This window comes from Colwellia sp. SU-HH00943 (assembly GCF_057546125.1).
On the sequence record NZ_BAAJLW010000003.1, the window covers coordinates 560,700 to 585,256 of the forward strand.

At 37.2% G+C, this 24,557-nt stretch carries 22 protein-coding genes; 6 read left to right on the plus strand and 16 right to left on the minus strand.

The window, feature by feature from the left end:
- Positions 1-172 precede the first annotated feature (172 nt).
- Positions 173-970, plus strand: coding sequence for a DUF2989 domain-containing protein (locus AC27GZ_RS10955; protein WP_487095070.1), 798 nt, complete (start codon positions 173-175; stop codon positions 968-970).
- Here AC27GZ_RS10955 and msrB read toward each other — a convergent pair.
- Positions 967-1,347: a peptide-methionine (R)-S-oxide reductase MsrB gene (msrB, locus tag AC27GZ_RS10960; protein ID WP_487095071.1), complete on the minus strand. Its 381-nt coding sequence runs from the start codon at positions 1,345-1,347 to the stop codon at positions 967-969. The two genes, AC27GZ_RS10955 and msrB, sit on opposite strands and share 4 nt — an antisense overlap.
- Before the next feature lie 26 nt (positions 1,348-1,373).
- Positions 1,374-2,903 (minus strand): NADP-dependent phosphogluconate dehydrogenase, encoded by a 1,530-nt coding sequence (gene gndA, locus AC27GZ_RS10965; RefSeq protein ID WP_487095072.1) that lies wholly within the window; start codon positions 2,901-2,903, stop codon positions 1,374-1,376.
- 349 nt (positions 2,904-3,252) lie between these two features.
- On the opposite strand from gndA, the gene gap reads away from it, so the two are divergent.
- On the plus strand, positions 3,253-4,254 hold the full coding sequence (gene gap / locus AC27GZ_RS10970; RefSeq protein WP_487095074.1) for a type I glyceraldehyde-3-phosphate dehydrogenase: 1,002 nt from the start codon (positions 3,253-3,255) through the stop codon (positions 4,252-4,254).
- 77 nt (positions 4,255-4,331) lie between these two features.
- Here the strand turns inward: gap and pyrF are convergent, their stop codons facing one another.
- The 9 genes from pyrF to gyrA all read right to left on the minus strand — a co-directional run bounded on the left by pyrF (position 4,332) and on the right by gyrA (position 14,976).
- Entirely contained in the window at positions 4,332-5,027 is a 696-nt protein-coding gene (gene pyrF / locus AC27GZ_RS10975; RefSeq protein WP_487095075.1) for an orotidine-5'-phosphate decarboxylase, read from the minus strand.
- A 198-nt stretch (positions 5,028-5,225) separates the two neighbouring features.
- Positions 5,226-6,395, minus strand: coding sequence for a lipopolysaccharide assembly protein LapB (lapB, locus tag AC27GZ_RS10980; RefSeq protein WP_487095076.1), 1,170 nt, complete (start codon positions 6,393-6,395; stop codon positions 5,226-5,228).
- A 14-nt stretch (positions 6,396-6,409) separates the two neighbouring features.
- Entirely contained in the window at positions 6,410-6,655 is a 246-nt protein-coding gene (locus AC27GZ_RS10985; protein ID WP_487095078.1) for a lipopolysaccharide assembly protein LapA domain-containing protein, read from the minus strand.
- A 139-nt stretch (positions 6,656-6,794) separates the two neighbouring features.
- Positions 6,795-7,082: an integration host factor subunit beta gene (ihfB, locus tag AC27GZ_RS10990; RefSeq protein WP_487095079.1), complete on the minus strand. Its 288-nt coding sequence runs from the start codon at positions 7,080-7,082 to the stop codon at positions 6,795-6,797.
- A gap of 145 nt (positions 7,083-7,227) precedes the next feature.
- Positions 7,228-8,889, minus strand: coding sequence for a 30S ribosomal protein S1 (gene rpsA, locus AC27GZ_RS10995; protein ID WP_487095081.1), 1,662 nt, complete (start codon positions 8,887-8,889; stop codon positions 7,228-7,230).
- Positions 8,890-9,032: 143 nt separating this feature from the next.
- The gene (gene cmk, locus AC27GZ_RS11000; protein ID WP_487095083.1) at positions 9,033-9,713 is read right to left on the minus strand and encodes a (d)CMP kinase; all 681 of its coding nucleotides are present in this window, start codon (positions 9,711-9,713) and stop codon (positions 9,033-9,035) included.
- Between the two features lie 84 nt (positions 9,714-9,797).
- On the minus strand, positions 9,798-11,090 hold the full coding sequence (gene aroA / locus AC27GZ_RS11005) for a 3-phosphoshikimate 1-carboxyvinyltransferase (protein ID WP_487095084.1): 1,293 nt from the start codon (positions 11,088-11,090) through the stop codon (positions 9,798-9,800).
- 1 nt (position 11,091) lies between these two features.
- A complete protein-coding gene (gene serC / locus AC27GZ_RS11010) occupies positions 11,092-12,177 on the minus strand; it encodes a 3-phosphoserine/phosphohydroxythreonine transaminase (protein ID WP_487095086.1) in 1,086 nt (361 codons plus the stop codon).
- A 93-nt stretch (positions 12,178-12,270) separates the two neighbouring features.
- The gene (gyrA, locus tag AC27GZ_RS11015) at positions 12,271-14,976 is read right to left on the minus strand and encodes a DNA topoisomerase (ATP-hydrolyzing) subunit A (protein WP_487095087.1); all 2,706 of its coding nucleotides are present in this window, start codon (positions 14,974-14,976) and stop codon (positions 12,271-12,273) included.
- Positions 14,977-15,260: 284 nt separating this feature from the next.
- Here gyrA and ubiG point away from each other — a divergent pair, with 284 nt between their 5' ends.
- The 4 genes from ubiG (at position 15,261) to yfaE (ending at position 20,237) form a co-directional block, all read left to right on the plus strand.
- The gene (ubiG, locus tag AC27GZ_RS11020) at positions 15,261-15,983 is read left to right on the plus strand and encodes a bifunctional 2-polyprenyl-6-hydroxyphenol methylase/3-demethylubiquinol 3-O-methyltransferase UbiG (protein WP_487095088.1); all 723 of its coding nucleotides are present in this window, start codon (positions 15,261-15,263) and stop codon (positions 15,981-15,983) included.
- 472 nt (positions 15,984-16,455) lie between these two features.
- On the plus strand, positions 16,456-18,726 hold the full coding sequence (nrdA, locus tag AC27GZ_RS11025) for a class 1a ribonucleoside-diphosphate reductase subunit alpha (RefSeq protein ID WP_487095090.1): 2,271 nt from the start codon (positions 16,456-16,458) through the stop codon (positions 18,724-18,726).
- Positions 18,727-18,849: 123 nt separating this feature from the next.
- Positions 18,850-19,980, plus strand: coding sequence for a class Ia ribonucleoside-diphosphate reductase subunit beta (gene nrdB, locus AC27GZ_RS11030; RefSeq protein ID WP_487095092.1), 1,131 nt, complete (start codon positions 18,850-18,852; stop codon positions 19,978-19,980).
- Entirely contained in the window at positions 19,980-20,237 is a 258-nt protein-coding gene (yfaE, locus tag AC27GZ_RS11035; RefSeq protein WP_487095094.1) for a class I ribonucleotide reductase maintenance protein YfaE, read from the plus strand. Before nrdB ends, yfaE begins: the two co-directional genes overlap by 1 nt.
- A gap of 62 nt (positions 20,238-20,299) precedes the next feature.
- Here the strand turns inward: yfaE and AC27GZ_RS11040 are convergent, their stop codons facing one another.
- The 5 genes from AC27GZ_RS11040 to AC27GZ_RS11060 form a co-directional block, all read right to left on the minus strand.
- On the minus strand, positions 20,300-20,905 hold the full coding sequence (locus AC27GZ_RS11040) for a uracil-DNA glycosylase family protein (protein WP_487095096.1): 606 nt from the start codon (positions 20,903-20,905) through the stop codon (positions 20,300-20,302).
- A gap of 87 nt (positions 20,906-20,992) precedes the next feature.
- Complete coding sequence (locus AC27GZ_RS11045; RefSeq protein ID WP_487095097.1) at positions 20,993-21,478, minus strand: TlpA family protein disulfide reductase; 486 nt, start codon at positions 21,476-21,478, stop codon at positions 20,993-20,995.
- A 161-nt stretch (positions 21,479-21,639) separates the two neighbouring features.
- On the minus strand, positions 21,640-22,953 hold the full coding sequence (locus AC27GZ_RS11050) for a metal-dependent hydrolase family protein (protein WP_487095265.1): 1,314 nt from the start codon (positions 22,951-22,953) through the stop codon (positions 21,640-21,642).
- A 114-nt stretch (positions 22,954-23,067) separates the two neighbouring features.
- Complete coding sequence (locus tag AC27GZ_RS11055) at positions 23,068-23,562, minus strand: FKBP-type peptidyl-prolyl cis-trans isomerase (protein WP_487095098.1); 495 nt, start codon at positions 23,560-23,562, stop codon at positions 23,068-23,070.
- A 69-nt stretch (positions 23,563-23,631) separates the two neighbouring features.
- Positions 23,632-24,531 carry a DMT family transporter gene (locus AC27GZ_RS11060; RefSeq protein ID WP_487095099.1) on the minus strand — a complete coding sequence of 300 codons (900 nt, stop codon included), beginning with the start codon at positions 24,529-24,531 and terminating at the stop codon, positions 23,632-23,634.
- Positions 24,532-24,557 lie beyond the last annotated feature (26 nt).

The window sequence follows — 24,557 nt, forward strand, 5'->3', positions numbered from 1 at the left end:
GCGATAGTTTACTATAATCATTTTAAGCCAGTTATTTTGAAAGCGAAACTCGACTATAGTAGAAGATAAATTCGCGCACATTGTAATTCATAGTGAAATATTTCTCTACAGGTTACAAAATTATTTTGACTATTTTAAATCCATATAATACATAAGAATTTAAGAGATTTGTATGAAACTTCTGCCCCTAATCGTTATCCTGTTTTTATTAATGGGTTGTGACTCTAATAAAAGTTTGGCGCAATTATGTAAAGAGAACCCTGAGATTTGCCAAGAATTTGGAGAAGATAGCTGGTGTAAGAAAGAACGAGTAGATGTGGCGCTTTCAAGAATTGATTTAAAGACCAAACAAAAAGATATGCAAAAATACCACTTATTGATCGCCTATGAGAAATATATCAAATGCATGTCGTTAGCTTCACAAATTCAACATATCAAATTAAAAGAGAAAACAACATCAAGAAAGCAGAATTTACTTAAAGCCAACGCACAACTTAGTGAGTTATCAGATCAGACACTCTCATCTGAGCACCCGTATTTACTTTATTACCATTGGTCTAGAGAGTTAAATAAACAATCTTTAAATAAATTTCTTAAATTAGAAGGCAGTGCTGAATTAGAAAATAGTATTTCCCAATACCATTTAGCGAGTTACTATTCTAAGAAAGATATTCAAAAAACCTTAGGCTTATTGTTTCATTCCCTAGAATTACATGACAGTGAACAAAAACTGTTACCTGAAATATTTCAAACCTTAGCAACGATTTTTACTAATAAAGAAAAGCCTAAACAAGCCTATATTTGGTTAAAAGTCTATCAATTAGCAGCTGTAAAAAGTGAAAAGCAGGTAGAACAGACCTTAGAACAGCTTGCCAAGAATTATAGTTTAGATAGTCGTTTTCTAGATAAAGTAGCCAATAGTACTTTAACTAAAATAAGAGCGGGTAACTTTACAGCGCCGAAATATTAAGAAGAAGCTTGCTGAAATGTTAGGCTTAAGGAATTAACACAATAGCGTTTACCTGTTGGCTCAGGACCATCATCAAATACATGCCCTAAGTGAGATTGACAGTGCGAACATTGAATTTCTACACGCTGCATATTATGGCTGTTATCTTCGAGGTAGTTAACATGACCTACAATTGCCTGATAAAAACTTGGCCAGCCACATCCAGCATTAAATTTACTATCACTTGAAAATAGTGGCTTATCGCAGCAGGCACATAAATAAGTGCCTGCTTGCCAATGATCATTATAAACACCAGTAAAAGGATGTTCTGTAGCAGCTAACCGACAAACTTTGTAGGCTGCATCGCTAAGCTTTTCTTTATAATCATCATCATTCATAACAGGTTAACTCACATTTGTAGCGTTTACTCTACAATCACGGTTTGACGATCACTCGTTGACCATAGCACGTGGTATTTTTTACCGTCCATTTTATCTAATCGCTCAAAGGTATGCGCACCAAAAAAATCTCGTTGCGCTTGCAATAAGTTGGCTGGTAAAGTTTCACTACGAATCGAGTCATAGTACGATAATGCTGATGATAACGCGCCATTAGGAATACCAAACATAGTGGCACCACAAACCGCTTTTCGCCAGTTTAATTGACGTTCGCTAAGCTGTTTCGCGAAAAAGTTATCAAGTAATAAATTATCTAAATCTTCATTGCGCTCATACGCTTGGGTAATGGATTGTAAAAATGTAGCTCTGATAATACAACCAGCACGCCAAATTTTGGCTATACTGGCAAAGTTCAATGTCCAGTTATATTCATCTGCTGCTAGCTTCATTAACTGGAAGCCTTGTGCATAGGCACACATTTTCGCACAATAAATAGCATCGTGAAGCTGAGCAATGTAATCTTGTTTTTCTTGCAAAGAAAGTGAAGCTGGTTCAGGCCCTGTTAGCATAGTTGCTGCTTGAGTACGTAATGTTTTGAACGATGAGATAGAGCGAGAATATACCGCTTGTGCTATTGTTGGAGCTGGGCAGCCAACTTCTAAGCTACTCATAGCTGTCCATAGCCCAGTACCCTTTTGCCCTGCTTTATCTAGTATTAAGTCAACTAAGGTTGTGCCAGTATCAGAAGATTTATGACGTAAAACCTCAACACTTATCTCCATTAAATAACTATCAAGTAAACCGTTATTCCATTCTTCGAAGATATCAGCAACTTCAGCGGCAGAAAAGCCTAGACCCGCATTAAGGATATGATAGGCTTCACAAATGATTTGCATATCAGCATACTCAATACCATTGTGTACCATTTTGACATAATGACCAGCTCCAGCTGGGCCAATATATGCTGCACAAGGCTCTCCTGTGGTAATAATTTGACCAGGTTTAGTACGCTCAATTGGTTTCCCCGTTGAAGGGTCAACTTTAGCCGAAATTGCTTCCCAAATAGGTTTTACACGGGTCCATGCATAAGGAGATCCACTTGGCATTAGTGATGGACCAAATCGAGCACCAACTTCACCTCCGGAAACAGCTGATGAAAATAATAAAAAGTTACTTTTATATTTTTTCTCACGTTCTACAGTATCAACCCATAGGCTGTTACCAGTATCTATAATGATATCATCAGGTTGAATACCTGCACCGATCAAGTTTTCACATACTTGATCTACAGGGGCCCCGGCAGGAACACTTAAAACAATTAGGTGAGGTGCTTTTAGGTGTGCTAATAGCTCTGTATAGGATGAACAGCCATAAACACGAGGAGATTCGGTTGTATTCTCAAGCTTATCTTGCTCAAGCACTCCTTGAATCTTTTCATCACTTAAATCAAAAGCTGCGATATTAAAACCATTGTCTGCAAGGTTTAATACCAAGTTTTTACCCATAACACCTAAACCAATAAAGCCGATGTCACACAAAATTTTATCTTGTGTCATAAAATTACATTCCTCAGATTGACGGCTAAACAAGAGCGCAATTTATCTATAATAATCAATGGTTAAGATAGATAACTAAAGCAGATTTTCATATGTTAGTTTCAAATCGAAAGTTAAAACCTGCACAACGAAATTTTTGCGCATATTAACACGTAAATAAGTTTAAATCATGTAAATTAGCGAACAAAATTACCGTATTCGAAATTTTAAGCTATAGTTTTGTTTTCTGTTCGTAAAAATAAACCATTAGGTATTTTTTTTATCAAATAAAGTAACTTTAACTTGAATTTTTCCTAAAATGGTGTAATTTTACTACATAATTAGATTTACGTGTTTACGAGGTTTCACCATGATTAAAGTAGGTATTAACGGTTTCGGCCGTATTGGTCGTTTTGTTTTTAGAGCAGCGGCTGCAAGAGACGATATAGAAGTAGTTGGCATTAATGATTTAATTGATATTGATTATATGGCCTATATGTTGAAATATGATTCAACGCATGGTCGTTTTAATGGCACTGTTGAAGTTTCAGATGGCCAACTAATCGTAAACGGCAACACTGTGCGTGTTACTGCTGAGCGTAACCCAGCTGACTTAAAGTGGGATGCAATTGACGTTGATGTAGTTGTTGAATCTACTGGTTTATTTTTAACTGATGAAACAGCACGCAAACATATTGAAGCAGGTGCTAAGCAAGTAGTACTTTCAGCTCCATCTAAAGATGACACCCCAATGTTTGTTTGTGGTGTGAATTTAAGCGAATATGCTGGACAAGATATAGTTTCGAACGCTTCATGTACAACAAACTGTTTAGCACCAATAGCTAAAGTGTTAAATGATAATTGGGGCATTGAAGACGGTTTAATGACTACCGTTCATGCAACAACAGCCACACAGAAAACAGTTGATAGCCCTTCAGCAAAAGACTGGCGCGGTGGTCGTGGTGCTGGTCAAAACATCATTCCATCTTCAACAGGTGCTGCAAAAGCTGTTGGTAAAGTTATCCCTGAGTTAAACGGTAAACTAACGGGTATGGCTTTCCGTGTTCCAACACCTGACGTTTCAGTTGTTGATTTAACAGTTAACTTGAAAAAGCCTGCTACCTATGACGAAATTTGCCAAGCAATGAGTTCTGCTGCTGAAGGCGATCTAAAAGGTGTTCTAGATTACACTGAAGATGCTGTTGTATCGAATGATTTTATCGGTGAAACTTGTACTTCTGTATTTGATGCAAAAGCAGGTATTGCATTAACTGATACTTTCGTGAAAGTTGTTTCTTGGTATGACAATGAGATTGGTTATTCAAATAAAGTATTAGATTTAGTTAATTACATTTATAATTATCAAAAGTAATTATATGTAGTTTCGAGATCAAAAAAGGCTTAGTGTTCACACTAAGCCTTTTTTATTATCTAGTTAAACTTACTAACCTATTTCAACGAATTGTTAATTTGCGACAAAACTAATTGTGGATCTAACGATTTAGTGATTGGGCGTCCGATCACCAAATAATCAACACCAACATTGATTGCTTGCTCAGGTGTCATAATTCGTTGTTGATCATCATTCGACGAGCCAGCTGGTCTAATGCCAGGAGTAATTAGTTTAAACTCTTTCCCTAAAGACAACTTCAACTGCTCAGCTTCCCATGCAGAGCAAACAACACCATCTAAACCACTCTGCTTAGTTAGCCCAGCAAGAAATTGAACCTGCTCTGCTGGTGACTTATTGATTCCTAAGCCTAGTAAATCATTTTCAGACATGCTCGTTAATACGGTAACAGCAATAAGTAATGGAGCATCATTACCATAGTGATTTAATGCTTCTTTAGCTTTAACCATCATTTGACTGCCACCACTTGCATGAACATTCACCATCCAGACACCAAGATCGGCAGCAGCGGTTACAGCTTTAGCAACCGTATTTGGAATATCATGAAACTTCAAATCAAGAAAAACATCAAACCCCTTCCCTGTTAATGTTTTGACAAAATCAGGGCCAAAGTAGGTAAACATTTCTTTACCTACTTTAAGCTTACAATCGTTAGGTGATACTTTATCTACAAATGATAAAGCGTCTTGCTTTTTATCAAAATCTAGAGCAACAACAACTTTTGGATCTAACATGAAATTTCCTGTTTTTAACTTTTCAATTCTTTTTAAAAGAGATTCTCGATTTACTACATCAAAAAATAATATTTTAAGTTTAATAGATATTAAACGCTATGTCAGATGAAGTGACTTCGAGGAAATAACGCGGAGCTGACGAATGTCAGTGAGCATTTTTGACGATGAAATCACAATAGCTGACGACGAGTTTATTTTCTATTCTCCTTCGAGGCCACGAACTGGTTTAAGCTGCTCCCACTCATGGCATGAAGGGCAAGACCAATAATGAGTAGAACTATTAAAGCCACAACTACGACAACTATATCTATGCTTTACTTTTAAATATTCACTAATTAGTTCTCGAATTAAATCTAAGCTAGCATTATTAACTGCTTTTTCTGGTTGTTGCATTTGTATTTTTACAAAATGCTTAAAACCACGAATTGTGGGCCTACGCTTTAATGCTGATAGCATAAATTCTTGAGACTTTTTATTACCATGCTTGTCTTCTACATACCCTAAATATGATATCAAAGCGCTAGAGCTAGCGGTTTCATCATAAACTTTTTTAATAAATTTGAAGAACTCATCAGTGGCATCGAGCTCTAGATAACATTTGTGCATTTTATCGATGACATCGGGGAAAAATTCTTTATCTTGCTGGTATATATCTTGATAACACTGGCAAGCTAATTCATATTGCTTATGAGCTTGATAAATTTCAGCCATTAACCAATTTGCACGACAAGAGTTAGGATCAAGTTTTAATGCTTGTTCGAGTAATTCAATTACTTCAATAAACTTATCTAGCTCAAACGCTGATGTTGCTTGTTCGCAATAAAAATTAGCTAAGGTGTGTAAAAGGCGCTTATCATCAAGTTTAATGATAAGTTTTTTATGGCTTATCCCTTGATTCCAGTCTTTGGTTGATTGAAATATTTGTAATAAATAAGTGAGTGATTTCAAACCATAATCATTCGATTTTAATAGCTTAGTAAACATTGTTTCAGCGCGATCATAAAGTCCGGCGCTTAAAAAATCTTTACCTAATTCAAATACAGCTTGTTGTTTATCTTTCGTAGGTAAATTGCCATGACGTACCAAGTGCTCATGAACTTTTAGTGCCCTATCCAATTCTCCGCGTTCACGGAATAAATTTGCCATAGCAAAATGGGCTTCGACACTATCGTCTTCAACTTTTAGGGCATCAAGAAGTGAGTCAATTGCTTTATCTTTTTGATTTGATAATAAGTAATTTAGACCGGTAGAGTATTTAATTGAGAGATCTTGCTTAATAGTTTGATCTTTTTGTTTAATGCTGTTTCGCCCCATAAACCAGCCATAAGCCATAGCTACAGGGAGTAATAAAAAAAAGTATTCAATCATTGTATATATTACGCTTAAACTTCAGATGAACGGTTTTTGGCGAGTACTTTTTTACCTTTTCGAATTAAGCGCCATAATATGGTAGCAAGTAAACCAAGAATAAAACCTATCGCTGTAAAGATACTAACAGCGGCGGCAATAGAAAGTTCAACTCTGGCCACAAGGTAATTTAATGAAATAATTTGCTCATTTTGGCTGCCAAAAACAAAAGCAATTGCGAGAAAGATTAAAACCAGAAAAAAAGTAAAGTAGATTTTCACATTAAAACTCGCTTTGAATGATTGGTATTACATATTGCAGGCGAAAAAAAACGGCACACAATGGATGCCGTTTATTATCTAATTTTTTTACCTTTATTACAATAAGAGCACAGTCAAGTTGCAATAAATGAGTAATTAATTAAGCTGCTGAAAGATTAACTCTTTCTCTTAATTCTTTGCCTGGCTTAAAGTGTGGTACATATTTACCACTTAACTCTACTGATTCGCCAGTTTTCGGGTTTCTACCAACTCTTGGTGCACGATAATGTAATGAAAAACTACCGAAACCTCTAATTTCGATGCGTTCACCTTTAGATAAAGATTGCGCCATTAATTCTAAGATTTCTTTAATTGATTGTTCAACATCTTTAGCTGATAAATAAGATAACTTATCGGCTAATTTTTCAATGAGTTCTGATTTGGTCATATGACCCTCCAGTATTCACCTAGCTTCGCGCTAATGGAATTAATAAAAGAGGAAAGTTAAACTTTCCTCCCCCTAGTCTCTTTTTAGTTTAATATAAATTAAAAAGAATGCAAACAATTAAAAACTAACAGTATTTTATTAAAAATTAGTTTTTAGCGTTTTTAAACGCTGCAGCCATAGCACTTAAGCCAGTCTCTTCAGCTTGGTTTAAGCTATCCATTGCTTCACGTTCGTCAGCTTGGTCTTTCGCTTTGATAGATAAGCTGATAGTACGGTTCTTACGATCCACACCCATAAACTTAGCTTCAACATCATCACCAACTGATAATTCTGTAGACGCATCTTCAACACGCTCAACAGAAATGTCGCTTACACGTAAGTAACCTTCAACGCTTTCAGCTAATTCAACTGTTGCACCTTTAGCATCAACGGCTGTAACTTTACCTGTAACAATAGCACCTTTCTTCTTATCAGTTAGGTACATATTGAACGGGTCATCTTCAGCTTGTTTAACACCAAGAGAAATACGTTCACGCTCTGGATCAACTTGAAGTACGATAGCTGTGATTTCATCACCTTTCTTATAATCACGAACAGCTTCTTCACCGCCATTCCATGAAATATCAGATAAGTGAACTAAACCATCTATGCCGCCATCAAGACCAATGAAGATACCAAAGTCAGTGATTGACTTGATCTTACCTGATACTTTATCACCTTTGTTGAAGTTCTTAGCAAACTCTTCCCAAGGGTTAGCGATACATTGCTTAAGACCTAAAGAAATACGACGACGTTCTTCGTCAATTTCTAATACTAGTACTTCAACTGTGTCACCTAAGTTAACTACTTTAGATGGGTGGATGTTTTTGTTAGTCCAATCCATTTCAGAAACGTGAACTAAACCTTCAACGCCTTCTTGGATTTCAACAAAACAACCGTAGTCAGTTAAGTTAGTTACGCGACCAGAAAGTTTAGAACCTTCAGGGTAACGGTTAGCAATAGCTACCCATGGATCTTCGCCTAACTGCTTCATACCAAGAGATACACGAGTACGCTCACGGTCGAATTTCAATACTTTAACTTGTATTTCATCACCAACATTTACGATTTCACTTGGGTGCTTAACACGCTTCCAAGCCATATCTGTAATGTGAAGTAAACCGTCGATGCCACCTAAGTCAACGAATGCACCGTAATCAGTAAGGTTCTTAACGATACCTTTAACTTCTTGGCCTTCCGCTAATGACTCAAGTAATTCATCACGCTCTGCACTGCCTTCAGCTTCGATAACAGCACGACGAGATACAACTACGTTATTACGCTTTTGATCTAGCTTAATAACTTTGAATTCTAAATCTTTACCTTCAAGGTGAGCTGTGTCACGTACTGGACGAACATCAACTAATGAACCCGGTAAGAAAGCACGGATATTGCTAACTTCAACCGTGAAACCACCTTTAACTTTACCGTTGATAACACCGATAACAGTTTCTTTTTCTTCGTAAGCTTTTTCAAGCACTTGCCATGCTTCGTGACGTTTTGCATCATCACGTGAAAGCACAGTTTCACCAAAGCCATCATCTGTTGCTTTAAGAGATACATCTACTTCATCACCAACAACAACTTCTACTTCACCAGCAGTGTTTTTAAATTGGTCGATTGAGATAACACTCTCAGATTTAAGGCCAGCGTCAACGATTACGTTGTCTTTGGTTACTTTTACGATAGTACCGCGGATAATTGAACCCGGGCGAGTTTCGATTTCTTGTAAACTTTCTTCAAAAAGTTGTGCAAAATTTTCAGTCATAACTTGTATATTAACTCGTTATTAATCCAATCAACGTCAGTGTTTCATGGGGTTGTTAAATTAGCCTCGGTACATCCATGACGTAGGCTTATGTTAAATTGTCTTGATTTCTTAGAATAATCTAAGCATATAAAAACAAAGGTTTATGTTAACTTTTCATTCGCAAATGATAGGACTTTATTAACCACTTCTTGTACAGAAAGGTCAGTAGAATCAACAATTAACGCGCCTTCTGCCGGCACAAGCGGTGCAACTTCTCGATTGCGATCTCGCTCATCTCGTTGACGTATGTCATCCAAAAGGCGCCCGATTCTAACATCAAAGCCCTTCTCTTTCAACTGATTAAATCTGCGCTCTGCTCTTTCTTCGGCACTAGCTGTTAAAAATACTTTAACTGGGGCATTAGAAAAAACCACTGTGCCCATATCTCGGCCATCGGCAACAAGACCAGGCGCAACACTAAATGCCCGCTGGCGTCGTAACAATGCTTCACGAACGCGTGGGAAAGCTGCTACTTGAGAAGCAATAGTACCAATTTCTTCTGTGCGAATGGTATTAGTGACATTCTCACCTTCTAAAATAACCTTACTTTCACCTTTGCTGCTAATTTCAAATTGAACATCAAGATGTGCTGCCATGGGAATGAGAGGCTCTTCATCATCAAGACTTACTTGATGATGCTGAGTAGCAACAGCTAATACTCGATAAATAGCACCACTATCGAGCAAGTGCCAACCAAGCTGCTCTGAAACTATTCTAGCAACGGTTCCTTTACCTGCTCCGCTAGGACCATCTATTGTGATTACTGGAACATTTTCCTGCATAGATCTTTCTCCAAATCTAAAAATCGGCGGCATTATACGGGATTTAAATGTCAAATTCGCCTAATATTTTATAATGTTACGTTGTTAACAAGAGATTTTTGCTAACTTATCGAAATAATCAGGGAATGTTTTCGCTGTACATTTAGGGTCATTTATTGTGACTGGTGTATCGCTCAAGGCTACTAATGAAAAACACATTGCAACACGATGATCATCATAAGTATCAATTTCAGCATGTTTTAAAGTCGCTGGTGGCGTTACTGAAATATAATCTTCACCTTCAATAACTTCAGCACCTACTTTACGAAGCTCTGTTGCCATAGCAAATAAGCGATCTGTTTCTTTTACTCGCCAGTTATAAATATTTCTAATTACTGTAGTGCCTGTCGCAAAAAGTGCTGTGGTCGCAATTGTCATTGCTGCATCAGGTATATGGTTCATATCCATATCAACTGCAGTGAGCGCTCTACCTTCAACAGTTATTGATTCATCTTTCCATGTAACTTTTGCACCCATTTTTTCAAGGACATCAGCAAAATGTTTATCTCCTTGTACACTTAATTTACCAACACCATGAACGGTAACTTCCCCTCCCTTGATAGCTCCTGCTGCTAAAAAGTATGACGCAGAGGATGCATCCCCTTCTACCATGTATTTGTCAACCGCTTGATATGACTGACCACCTTTTACGGTGAAAGATTGATAATCATTATTTTGAACATCTACGCCAAAACGGCTCATAATATTAAGCGTAATATCAATATACGGCTTAGAAACTAAATCACCTTCAATGTTAATTTCAGTATCTGTTTTTAATAAAGGCGTGATCATCAAAATAGCCGTTAAGAATTGACTTGAAATAGAACCGTCAATAGTAACTTTGTTGCCAACAGTATTAACACTTAAAGCCTTACCTTTTATTTTTACTGGCGGGTAATCATGGTTTTCTAAATACTCAATATCTGCATCAAGCTGTGATAACGCATTAACTAAGTGTCCAATCGGCCTTTCTTTCATCCTTGGCTCACCCGTTAAAGTAAATTCACCTTCACTAGCCGCTAATGCTGCACATAATGGGCGCATTGCAGTACCTGCATTACCAAGGTATAACTCTACAGGTTTATTGACACTAAAAAAGCCATTATTACCCGTAACAGTACATTCAGTGCCGCAATCACTTATAGAATAATCTATGTTAAGTGTCGTTAAGGCATTAAGCATATGCTTAATATCGTCACTCACCAGTAAATTGGTAATTTTAGTGGTCCCTTTTGCTAGCGCGGCAATTAATAAAGCACGATTAGATAAGCTTTTCGAGCCAGGTAAAAATACTTCACCATTAATTTGATTAATTGGGTTTAATGTTAACTGTTCCATACTATCTAATCTCTTTTTCAAATTTGTTCATAAAGGCTACCAAGGCTTTAACACCTTCAAGAGGCATAGCATTATAAATACTTGCCCGCATACCACCGACAATACGGTGACCTAATAAAGCCATTAAACCTTCTTGCTCTGCTTGAGCTAAAAACGCTTCATTTAAGCTTTCATCGGTAAGCCAAAAAGGAATATTCATTTTACTGCGGTATTGTTTGGCGACATTGTTCGTATATAGGTTACTATTATCGATAGCTTGATATAAAAGTTCAGCTTTCTGTTGATTAACCTTGGCAATTGCTTGTACCCCACCTAAGTCTTTCAACCACTGAAAAACTAAGCCTGCTAAATACCAAGCATAAGTGGGTGGTGTATTAAACATAGAGTCATTGTTGGCTGAGGTTTGGTAGTTCATAATACATGGAGTTGCTTTTTGTGCATTGCCTAATAAGTCTTCTCGCACAATCACGATTGTTAACCCCGATGGGCCAATATTTTTTTGTGCTCCAGCGTAAATCACACCGAACTTACTGACATCAATGTCATGAGATAATATTGTCGAAGACATATCCGCAACTAGTGGTACACCATTGGTGTCAGGGATTTCATTAATTTCAATACCATCAACAGTCTCATTTGGACAATAATGGACGTAAGCAGCTTCTGGATTTAATGGCCACTCACTAGCGGGTAAAAGGTTTACCTCTCCATCACGAGTTTGACGAATATTAATCTCGTTAATTTCACCAAAGTTATTCGCTTCTACCACAGCTGCTTTTGACCATGAACCATTCACAATATAATCGGCTGATTTTCCTGTTGGTAACAAATTTAAAGGTACAGCTGAAAACTGCCCTCTGCCCCCACCATGGCAAAATAACACTTTGTAATTATCTGGGATTGCCATTAATTCGCGTAAATCAGCTTCTGCTTGGGCAGCCATCTCCATATATATTTCACTACGGTGGCTTAACTCCATTACCGAACTACCGGTATTATTCCAGTTTATAAACTCAGTTTGTGCTCTTGCCATCACTGCTTTAGGTAGCATGGCAGGCCCAGCACAAAAATTAAAAATTTCAGACATTTCTTCTTCTCAAATTCAGTATTTACACTGAATGGTAAACAATTAAAAACAAAAAAAGGCGGTTATTAGCCGCCTTTTAAAAGTGTACGACGATTATTCTTGTTCGTCGTTCGATGAAGTATCTTTATCCACTTGTTGAGCGCTATGCTCTGGGTTAAGTGTTGTGGTTTCGCCCTCAGCACCTTCCTCACTTTCAGCAACAGTTGATTCTTCAATTTCATCTATACGTTGTAAGGCAACAACATGCTCACCTTCAACAGTACGTATTAAGCGAACACCTTGAGTATTTCGACCGATAATACTGACTTCATTTACGCGAGTGCGAACTAAAGTACCGTTATCAGTAATAGCCATGATTTCATCGAGCTCTTCCACTTGCACTGCACCAACAACTTTACCGTTACGTTCACTCACTTTGATTGAAACAACACCTTTAGTCGCTCTGCTCTTAGCTGGGTATTCAGCTAACTCTGTGCGCTTACCAAAGCCATTTTCAGTAATGGTCAAAATAGGTCCATCATTTTTCGGTACTATTAGAGAAACAACCTTTTGATCGCCCTCTAGTTTCATACCGCGAACACCTGTACCTGTTCTGCCGATAGGTTTTAAGGCCCAACGCTGTTCACCTGTTTCAGGATCAAGTTTTACTTCACCTGTTTCACTATCTTTAACTTTTTCGTTAAATCTAACTACTTTACCAGCATCAGAGAACAACATGATGTCATTATCACCATCCGTAATATCGACACCAATTAAGGTATCATCATCACGTAAGTTTAAGGCAATAATACCATTTGCACGTTGGTTCTTATAAGCAGTTAATGCTGTTTTCTTCACCGTACCTGAGGCTGTAGCCATGATGATATACTTATCTTCTTCGTACTCTCGTACTGGTAGGATAGCGGTAATGCGCTCATCATTTTCTAACGGTAGAATATTAACAATTGGGCGACCACGAGCGGTTCTACTTGCTAGTGGTAATTGGTACACTTTCAACCAATACAACTTACCTCTATCTGAGAAGCATAAAATCGTATCGTGAGTATTGGCAATCAATAAACGTTCGATGAAATCTTCTTCTTTCATCTTAGTCGCTGCTTTGCCTTTACCGCCTCGACGCTGTGCTTGATAATCACTCAATACTTGATATTTAACGTATCCTTCATGAGATAAAGTTACAACCACATCTTCTTCTGATATTAAATCTTCTAATGATAAGTCATGTGAAGCATTGGTAATTTCAGTTCTACGCTCATCACCAAATTCATCACGAATAGCCACTAACTCTTCACAAATAACTTCCATTAAGCGCTCAGGGCTTTCAAGAATATGCATTAATTCAGCAATAAGATCTAATAACTCTTTGTACTCATTTAGAATTTTTTCGTGTTCTAAACCACTCAGTTTGTAAAGTTGTAACTCAACAATGGCTTTTGCTTGCACAGGTGTTAAGTAGTACTTGTTGTCACGAATACCAAATTCTGGCTCTAACCACTCAGGACGCGCGGCATGAGTACCAGCACGTTCTAGCATGGCGCTAACGTTACCTAAATCCCAGCCTTGAGCAACAAGCTTTTCTTCTGCTTCTTTACGCGAAGGAGAAGTTTTAACTAATTCAATAATTGGTTCAATGTTAGCTAATGCAATCGATAAACCTTCTAAGATGTGAGCTCTATCACGTGCTTTTCTTAATTCGAAAATAGTGCGACGTGTTACCACTTCGCGACGATGAAGAACAAACTCTTCAAGCATTTGCTTTAAGTTGAATACTTTAGGCTGGCCATTACCTAAAGCCACCATATTCAAGCCAAAAGATACCTGCATTTGAGTAAGCTTATACAAGTTATTTAAAACAACTTCGCCTACTTCACCACGTTTAATTTCAATAACCATACGCATACCGTCTTTATCAGACTCATCGCGTAACGCTGAAATTCCCTCAAGGCGTTTTTCTTTAACAAGCTCAGCCATTTTTTCAATAAGGCGTGCTTTGTTTACCTGAAATGGTAACTCGTGAACAATGATGGTTTCTTTGCCAGTGCTTTCATTACATTCAATTTCAGCACGGGCACGGATTTTAATTTTGCCTCGACCTGTTCGGTAAGCTTCTTCAATACCGGCTCTACCACTAATAATACCGGCAGTTGGGAAGTCAGGCCCAGGTATGTGAGTCAATAATTCATCAACCGTTATTTCGCTATTGTCAATCAGAGCTAAACAACCATTAATGACTTCAGTTAAATTATGAGGCGGAATGTTTGTTGCCATACCTACGGCAATACCTGAGCCACCATTAACAAGTAGATTAGGAATTCTAGTAGGCATAACGGCAGGAATATGTTCAGTGCCGTCATAGTTAGGAACAAAATCAACCGTTTCTTTATCAAGGTCAGCTAGAATTGAATGCGATATTTTATCCATTCTAATTTCGGTATAACGCATAGCAGCAGCGCTATCACCATCGACGGAACCAAAGTTACCTTGACCATCAACCAACATGTATCGCATTGAAAAAGGTTGCGCCATACGTACAATAGTATCGTACACAGCGGTATCACCATGTGGGTGATATTTACCTATTACATCACCAACGACACGCGCTGATTTTTTATAACCTTTATTCCAGTCATTTCCTAACACATCCATGGCATATAGCACACGACGATGTACTGGCTTTAAACCATCTCGTACATCAGGTAATGCACGTCCAACAATAACGCTCATGGCGTAATCTAGGTATGAAGTTTTTAATTCATCTTCAATATTTACTGGTACTATTTCTTTGGCCAGATCTGACATAAATAGACGTATCCCTTAACTTAAAACGTAACTATAAAATTACAAGATTTTTATTATTATTTTTTTACAAGGCTTCATAAAAAAATGGTAAATCAACGCAGCATACTAGCATAATTTTTGGGGATGCCAAACAGCTTTATTAACGCGATTAAAAGTGTATTTTTTTTAGACTTATTTGTGGCTATTTATCAAACAAAATAAGCGTTAGTTGATCTATTCGCTTTGTTTAAAAAAGGGTTTGGTTTAGAATCGCTAACATTCTTTTTAAAGACACAAATAATACAATGACTACAAACCCACTTAATGTTAACAATGAAGAAATCGAAAAGTTTGAAAAAGTTGCAAGCCAATGGTGGGACTTAACCGGTGACTTCAAACCTTTACATCAATTAAATCCATTAAGATTACAATTTATTTGTCAGCATATCAGTGAACAAGAATCGGAAGTGTTTGGCAAAAAGATAATCGATGTCGGTTGTGGCGGTGGCATACTAACAGAGTCATTAACTAAGCTAGGTGCTGATGTTACAGGTATTGATATGGGCACTGAACCACTTAATGTGGCTAAACTGCATGCCTTAGAGTCAGGTTTAACCATCAACTATGAAAAAATAACAGCTGAAGAGAAAGCACAACAAGCAGCCGAATCATTTGATTATGTTACTTGCATGGAGATGTTAGAGCATGTTCCAGAGCCTGCGTCTGTCATCAAAGCTTGTGCTCAATTAGTAAAACCTGGTGGTTTAGTTTTCTTTTCAACATTAAATAAAAATATAAAATCCTATTTACTAGCAATATTAGCTGCTGAAAAGATTTTTAAGTTAGTCCCTGATGGCACCCATGACCATGATAAATTTATTAAACCTTCAGAGCTTATTACTTGGGCTCACGCAAGTGATTTAAAATGTATAGATGCAAGCGGGATTCACTATAACCCTATTACTGAAAATCATAAATTAACGGCAAATTTAGATGTGAATTACATTTTGTGTTTTCAGAAGATCTAATCATTGCAAAGGAACTGATTTTAAATTAATCAGGTTGTTTATTCTGTAAGCTATTTAAATAACCTAATGATTTAAAACACTATTATTTATTCATATTCTTATTTGCTATATTAAACCAAAAAATTAAATTAAAATAATTTCAACTAAAAAAAATTATTAAAAAGTATTTGCATTTAATAAATCATTCAATCAAATAGTGGTACTAGGTTAGTCATTACTAACCCAATTACAATCTCTCAAAAAACGGCTAAAAATCAACCTACTTTATCGCTTGCAAAAGTGATTAAACCTCATTATCTTGTGGTTGGAATAAAAAAAAAACCCAAGATGTTGTGCGCGAATGTTCTTTTTTGCGTATTCAGGGAAAAAATAAAAACAAAGGGGTATCTTTAGTTATTTAATTGTGTGTTTTTCCACACCACTTTCTTGGACTAAAGAACAAAATAATAACAATTTTTATCACAGGTCTTTCATGAATAATAATCTTTTTGTTACTAAGCGTAATGGCGAAAAAGAACCTATCAACCTCGAAAAAATCCACCAAGTAATAGCTTGGGCAGCTGAAGGTCTAGAAGAGGTATCCGTTTCTCAAGTAGAACTGAAATCTCATATCCAATTTTATGATGGTATTAAAACCGAAGATATTCACGAAACAATAATCAAGTCTGCTGCTGATTTGATTTCTGAAGAAAGCCCTGATTATCAATATTTAGCTGCAAGGCTTGCGATATTCCATTTGCGTAAAAAAGCCTACGGCCAATTTGAGCCACCAAGGTTATATGATCACGTTGTTAAATTAGTTGAAGCTGGTAAATATGATCAACACTTATTAGCTGACTACAGTGAAAGCGACTTTGAGCATATGTCACTGTTTTTAGATCATAGCCGTGATCTTGATTTCAGCTATGCGGCAGTAAAGCAGCTTGAAGGAAAATATTTAGTTCAAAACCGTGTTAATGGTGATATATACGAAAGTGCGCAATTCCTTTACATATTGGTTGCTGCTTGTTTATTTGCTAAATACCCTAAAGAAACACGATTAAAATATGTTGAAGGGTTTTATAACGCGATATCAACATTTAAAATTTCATTACCTACACCTATTATGGCTGGCGTACGTACCCCGACACGTCAATTCTCATCATGTGTATTAATCGAATGTGATGATTCTTTAGATTCAATTAATGCCGCATCAAGTGCCATAGTTAAGTATGTCTCTCAACGCGCTGGTATCGGTGTTAATGCAGGAAGAATTCGTGCTTTAGGTAGTAGCATTCGTAACGGTGAAGCATTTCACACAGGTTGTATTCCATTTTATAAACACTTTCAAACAGCTGTTAAAAGCTGTTCTCAAGGTGGTGTACGTGGCGGCGCTGCCACCCTATTCTATCCACTTTGGCATTTAGAAGTTGAAAGTTTGTTAGTACTTAAAAATAACCGTGGTGTTGAAGAAAACCGCGTTCGCCATTTAGATTACGGTGTACAATTTAATAAATTAATGTATCAGCGCTTAATCAAGGGCGGTTCTATTACCTTATTCAGTCCAAGTGATGTCCCTGGCCTTTATGATGCATTCTTTGAAGATCAAGAAAAATTTGAACAGCTTTACGTACAGTATGAAAATGATGACTCTATTCGTAAAAAGCGTATTAAAGCTATAGAGCTATTTACTTTGTTTGCTCAAGAGCGTGCAAGTACAGGCCGTATATACTTACAAAACGTTGATCACTGTAATACTCACAGTCCATTCGACCCTAGTGTTGCACCTATTCGTCAAAGTAACTTATGTTTAGAAATCGCTTTACCAACTAAGCCGATGGATGAAGTGAACGATGAAAATGGTGAAATTGCCCTGTGTACTTTATCTGCATTCAACTTAGGTGCTATAGATTCATTAGATGAGCTAGAAGGTTTAGCCGATTTAGCAGTGCGTGCACTGGACAGTTTATTAGACTATCAAGACTACCCTATTCCGGCAGCCAAAAATGCTAGTTTAGCGCGTAGAACTTTAGGTATAGGTGTTATTAATTATGCTTATTATTTAGCTAAAAATGGTTTGTATTATTCGAACGGTAGTGCCAATAATTTAACACATAAAACCTTTGAAGCTATTCAATACTATTTATTAAAAGCCACGAATTTACTGGCTAAAGAGCAAGGTGCTTGTCCTAAATTCAATGAAACCCGTCTTTCTCAAGGGATATTACCCATTGATACTTATAAAAAGACAATCGACGATATTACCGGCGAGCCACTACATCTAGATTGGGAATCTTTACGTAAGAGCATTCAAGAATATGGTGTGCGCAACTCAACTGTTTCGGCCTTAATGCCTTCAGAAACGTCTTCGCAAATATCTAACGCGACTAATGGTATTGAGCCACCGCGTGGATTAATCAGCGTTAAAGCAAGTAAAGACGGAATTTTAAAGCAAGTAGTACCTGAGTATCAAAAACTGAAGCATAACTATGAGCTACTATGGAATATACCAAGCAATGATGGTTACTTAGAGATTGTTGGTATTATGCAAAAGTTTGTCGATCAAACTATCTCAGCCAATACCAATTACGACCCTTCTAAGTTTGAAGGTGGCAAAGTGCCTGTTAAACAAATCTTAAAAGATATTTTAACGGCTTATAAACTTGGTGTTAAAACCATGTACTATCACAACACCCGTGATGGCGCCAGTGATGATGTCGAAGTTGAAGATGATGGTTGTGCCGGTGGTGCTTGTAAAATCTAGCCGTTCAGCTGATTCAACATAATAAGAATAAAAACAAACTCATTAATAATAAATACTGAGCCTAGCGATACCACTAGGCTCATTGTCACAACCAAAGTGTGACATACTAAGGAAATACAACCAATGACGTACACCACGTTTAATCAAACGCCTAACAACGCTTTATTAGAGCCTATGTTTTTAGGCAACAGTGTTAATGTTTCTCGCTACGACCAACAACGATACAGCGCTTTTGAAAAGCTTATTGAAAAGCAATTATCTTTCTTTTGGCGACCTGAAGAAGTTGATGTTTCGAAAGACCGAGCTGATTGGCAGAGTTTGACTCATTCTGAAAGACATATCTTCATTTCAAACTTAAAATATCAAACGCTACTCGATTCAATGGCTGCACGTTCAGTAAATGCAGTATTATTACCGCTAGTGTCTTTACCAGAAGTAGAAACTTGGGTAGAAACATGGGCATTTAGTGAAACGATTCACTCTCGTTCATATACTCATATTCTCCGTAATTTATTCACTGAACCCGGTGAAGTATTTGACGATATTGTTGTTAACCCTGCCATTTTAAAGCGCGCAACCAGTATCGCGAAATACTTTGATGATGTTATTTTAACTACGCAATTATTACAGTCTCAAGGCGAAGGTAGTTATGACATTAATGGCACTAACTTTGAAGTGAGCACGCGTAAATTAAAAGAGCGCTTATTCTTAGCCATTTGCTCTGTAAATGCATTGGAAGCGATTCGTTTTTATGTCAGTTTTGCTTGTTCATTTGCTTTTGCTGAGCGAGAACTATTAGAAGGCAATGCAAAAATCATCAAGCTTATTGCCCGTGATGAAGCACTTCATCTAACAGGAACTCAGCACATTCTTAATAACTGGATGAATGGTAATGATGATCCCGAAATGAAAGAGATCAGTGAGGAAATGCGTGACCAAGGTTTACAAATTTTCCTCGATGTTGTTGATCAAGAAAAAGAGTGGGCAGAATACTTATTTAAAGATGGTTCAATGATTGGCTTAAATGCAGAAATTTTAAATCAATATATTGAATACATTTCAAATCAACGTTTAGCCGCTATTGGTTTTGACGCACCATTCAACATCAAAAGTAACCCGTTACCTTGGATGAACGCTTATTTAGTTAGTGATAACGTGCAAGTAGCTCCTCAAGAGACTGAAATATCAAGCTATTTAGTTGGTCAGGTCGATTCAAGTGTAGAAGCTGACGACTTCGATGATTTTGATTTGTAATGTCAAAAAAAATCCTTGTTGAAGGTCGTGAAATTGACTTTCTTGAGCAAGACAAAAATATACTGAATGCCCTAGAACGCGAAGGTATAGAAAGCCATTATCATTGCAGAGATGGCTTTTGCGGAGCATGCCGGTGTAAGTTAACTAAAGGTGAAGTTGATTATCCAATTTCACCTTTAGCTTTCATAGGTGAAGGTGAAATTTTAACGTGTTGCTCAATTCCTGTGACTAATATTGATATCGACATTCACGAATAGTGCTAACTGAACGCCGCTAAAAATCAAATAACTTCATATAAAAACCTTAACTCTTCCCGTTTTTATTTAAACAATTCCTTTTTTAATATTGACACTCGTTGCTGAAGCACGGGTAATAACTTAATTTCAAACCAAGGATTTTTAGCTAGCCATCGGTTATTACGAGGGCTAGGATGTGGCAGCGGAACAATGCCAGGCCAATACTCTTGCCATGATTTCACTAAAGCCGTGACAGAAGCGGCTTTTCTCCCAAAATGATACTGGTGAGCATATTTTCCTAACACAATGATTAATTCAACTTTATCAAGAAAGCTAAGAAGCTGTTCGCGCCACAAAGCTGCACACTCGATGCGTGGTGGTAAATCACCTGATTTTCCTGTACCAGGAAAACAAAACCCTATAGGTAAAATAGCTACAAGTTCAGGATCATAAAACTCACACCTACTTAAACCTAACCATTCGCGCAGTCGATCCCCACTGGGATCATCAAAAGGTAAACCCGCATTATGAGCTCGTAACCCCGGAGCTTGCCCAGCAATTAATATTTTCGCGTTAGTCGACATTTGAATAATGGGTTTAGGTGTTAACGGTAAAGACTCTGCGCAAGCTGTACACTTGTAAACCTGATTGATTAAAGCGGCAAACTCCACCTCATTAGCGTTTTTCAATAGAAAACTCTTTTTAAACGTTACTTGTGTTGCTCACAAAAATTCTGACTTAAGTTTTTGACTGATACTTAAAGCAAAGCAATGATTCTATTCCCCATCTAAAGCAGTATCTTTTTCAGCAATCTGTAGTAACTGCTTTATTTCTTGCTCATATTTTTCTTTTTTATTGGCAGTAAAACCAACATGACTACTAACAATGACACCTTTGGCATTAATAATAAAACTGCTTGGCATACCCTTAATTTTTAATTCTTTTGCCAGTGAACCCTTAGGGTTATATAAAACAGTAAAATTGGCTGGTGTTTCTTTCAAAAATTGTTGAGCTAGCGTTCTATCTGCGTCTAAATTAACGCTAATGACTTTAAAGCCTTTATCTGCATACTTTACTTGCATTTTATTGAGCCAAGGGAATGACTGCCGACAAGGCGAGCACCAAGACGCCCAAAAGTCGAGGTAAACAACACTGCCTTTGTGCTGTTTAACAATGTCTTGATATTGAAGCTTTTCGTCGGCTATTGCTGGTGTGTGACTTAAAGACAAAAGTATGGTGATAAGAATAAATATTGATTTCATTAAATAACCTACATTTAAATGTCAGTTGGAGAGTAAAAGCTTTTAAACAAATTTATTTAAAAGCTTTCATTGAGTACGAAAAACTCATCAAAGAATAAAAGCTCAAAATTGCTCAAAGATATGAAACAATCTTATGCTACAAATTAGGCTAGCCCTTGGCCTTACTTTTTGACAACATTACCGCCCTTCATAACAAAATCAACATCTAACAACTCTTCAATATGATTTAATGGATTACCGTCAAAAGCAATAATATCAGCGATTTTCCCTTCTTCTATCGTCCCTAAACTATTCGACATACCAATAAGATCAGCCGCATGAATAGTAGCAGATTTTAATATCTCACTATTTTTCATACCCGCTTGTGCCATTAAAACACCTTCTTTACCATTATTACCGTGAGGGGAAACACCACTATCCGTGCCATAAGCGATTTTTACACCTGATTTAAATGAGTGTTTAAAGTTGGCAGTCATATCAGCGCCAACTCGAATGGCTTTTGCTTTAATGGCATCAGACATAAAATTAGTTGTTTTTGCTAACCCAACAACAGTATCCCCTGCCATTAACGTTGGTACTAAATAAGCGCCAGACTTTTTAAATAAAGCAATGCTTTCATCATTGGCATAACTGCCGTGCTCTATACTATCAACCCCAGCACGAAGTGCCGCGTTAATGCCATCAGCGGCATGCGCATGACTTGTTACTTTCCGTCCTAATGCATGTGCTGCGGCAACGACTTCTTTTAGCTCATCATCTGCCATTTGCTGACCAGTACCCGTATTAGTATCAGACAACACACCGCCCGTTGAGGTAATTTTTATTACATCAGCGCCAAACTTAATCGCATGTCTTGTTGCTCTTCTACAGTCATAAGGACCATCACAAATAACTTTACTAGTACGCATTTCAAGAATATCAGGACTTAAACCATCAACATCACCATGACCACCAGTAACTGAAACGGTATTTCCTGCTGCTATAATTCGTGGGCCTTCTACCCAACCTTTAGCTATACCATCACGCAGAGCAAAAATTTGCTCTGCGCTAGCACCAAGATCACGTACCGTAGTAAAACCTGCCATTAAAGTTTTCTTGGCATTAAAGGCACTATTCATCAAAACATCTGAATCAGACATACGAAGTGACTGGCTATCATTTTTAGGGCCTAATTCACCTTGTAAATGTACATGCATATCCATTAAACCTGCCATAACAAAGCTTGAGGATAAGTCGATAAGTTCGGCACCTTTTGCCACTTTATCTGGCTTTATAAAACCTTTTTGTATACTAACAATTTTACCGTCTTTAATAACGAGGCTTTGATTAGCTGTAGGCTTTTCACCAGCTACTTGTAATAAAGTGCCTGCATGAATGACTTGTGTTTGTGCAAATAAATGAAATGAAGAAAGTAAACTGGCAGTTAGTAGAGAAGTTTTTAATACGTTAAATGAGGTTGTTTTTTTTATAGTCATCATGGTGTTACTCGTTGTTTCTCAGCAATTGTTTCTCGTTGTTTTGTAACAAAAGGTGAGATAAATAATAAAATATAGCTGCTAACACCTTAACAGCTATATTTTTTTCGTCAACTAGTGCTGATGTCCACCAACACCATGTGCATGCCCATGCTCTATTTCTTCATCTGTGGCAGCACGTACATCAATAACTTCTATATCAAAAGTAATCACTTTACCTGCAAGTGGTGGATTAATATCAACAGTAACCATAAATTTACCTGTTTTAACCACCGTAACTTGACGTTGACCTTGTTCTGTTTGAACAACGGCAACCATGCCTGCTTTCCATTTCGCATTTTTACTCGGTAAACCTTGCAAGTGTTTAACTGGAACACGTTGAACCATATCTTCTTGACGTTCACCGTAAGCGTCTTCAGGCTGTAACGTGACGCTAAACTTATCACCTGCTTCTTTATCTGTTAGCGCTTTTTCTAAACCTGCAAGGGTATTATTTGCACCATGTAAATAAGCCATTGGATCATTATCTTTTGAACTTTCTAGCTCTTGTCCTGCTTCATCTTTCAAAACATAATGGAATTGCACGACGGTTTTATCTGCTATTTTCATTTTTTTCTCTTTAAATTTGCGTCTAGGTTATCAATATTGCTGTTCAGTTTAACATTAAAGTATTCGTATTTATGCCCAAAGTAATAAAATAACAACACTTAATACAATGAAAAACATTCCTACATATTCTATTGCGGTTATTTTTTCTTTGAACAAACGATAAGTCAGTGCCAAAGTGATAAAAAACTCAACTTGCCCCAAAGCTTTTACGTAGGCTGCTGTTTGAAAACTTGCCCCTGTAAACCAGCCAATAGAGCCTAATACACTGGTGATTCCAACAAATAAACATAACCGCCAATGAGTTAACATTAAAGTGAGCTGTTTTTTATCTTGAAAATAAACATATATGAGTGAAATAACAGATTGCACTGTGATCATAAATACCAAAGTAACCGCAGCACTTACCATTAAATCACTGTTCAAGGCTAAACTAGACTCTCTGATCAACAACGTAGTTATGGCTAATCCTAAACCTGCACCTAAACCAAATGACAAACCAGTCATTGCATCTGAGCCTGCCAGTACATCTTTTAAAGTAAACTTCACTTTAGAGACAAAAAACACCCCAACGACACCAATTAAAACGCTAAACCAACCTAAGAAGCTTAATGGCGCAGCAAAAAATATGGCGCCAACAATAGCCACCTGAATTGCTTCAGTTTTTGCAAGGCTTGTAGCGACGGCAAAGTTTTTAAATCGAAAAGCGGCAACTAAACAAGCGGTTCCGATAATTTGCGTAACGCAGGCGATTAACGCATAAGTTAAAAAATCAGGATTAAGTGTAGGCGTTGTTACTTCTCGAAAATCAAGTATCCACCATAAATAAAGCCAAGCAAACGGTAAAGCATAAACATAGCGTACCGACGTTGTTGCCATAGCGTTTAACTTGCCAGATAACTGCTTCTGCCCAGCAGTTCTTACAGCTTGCATAGTAGCAGCAAGCAAGGTGAAATAGACCCAAGTATCCAATAGTATTCCTTTTAATTTTGAAGCGT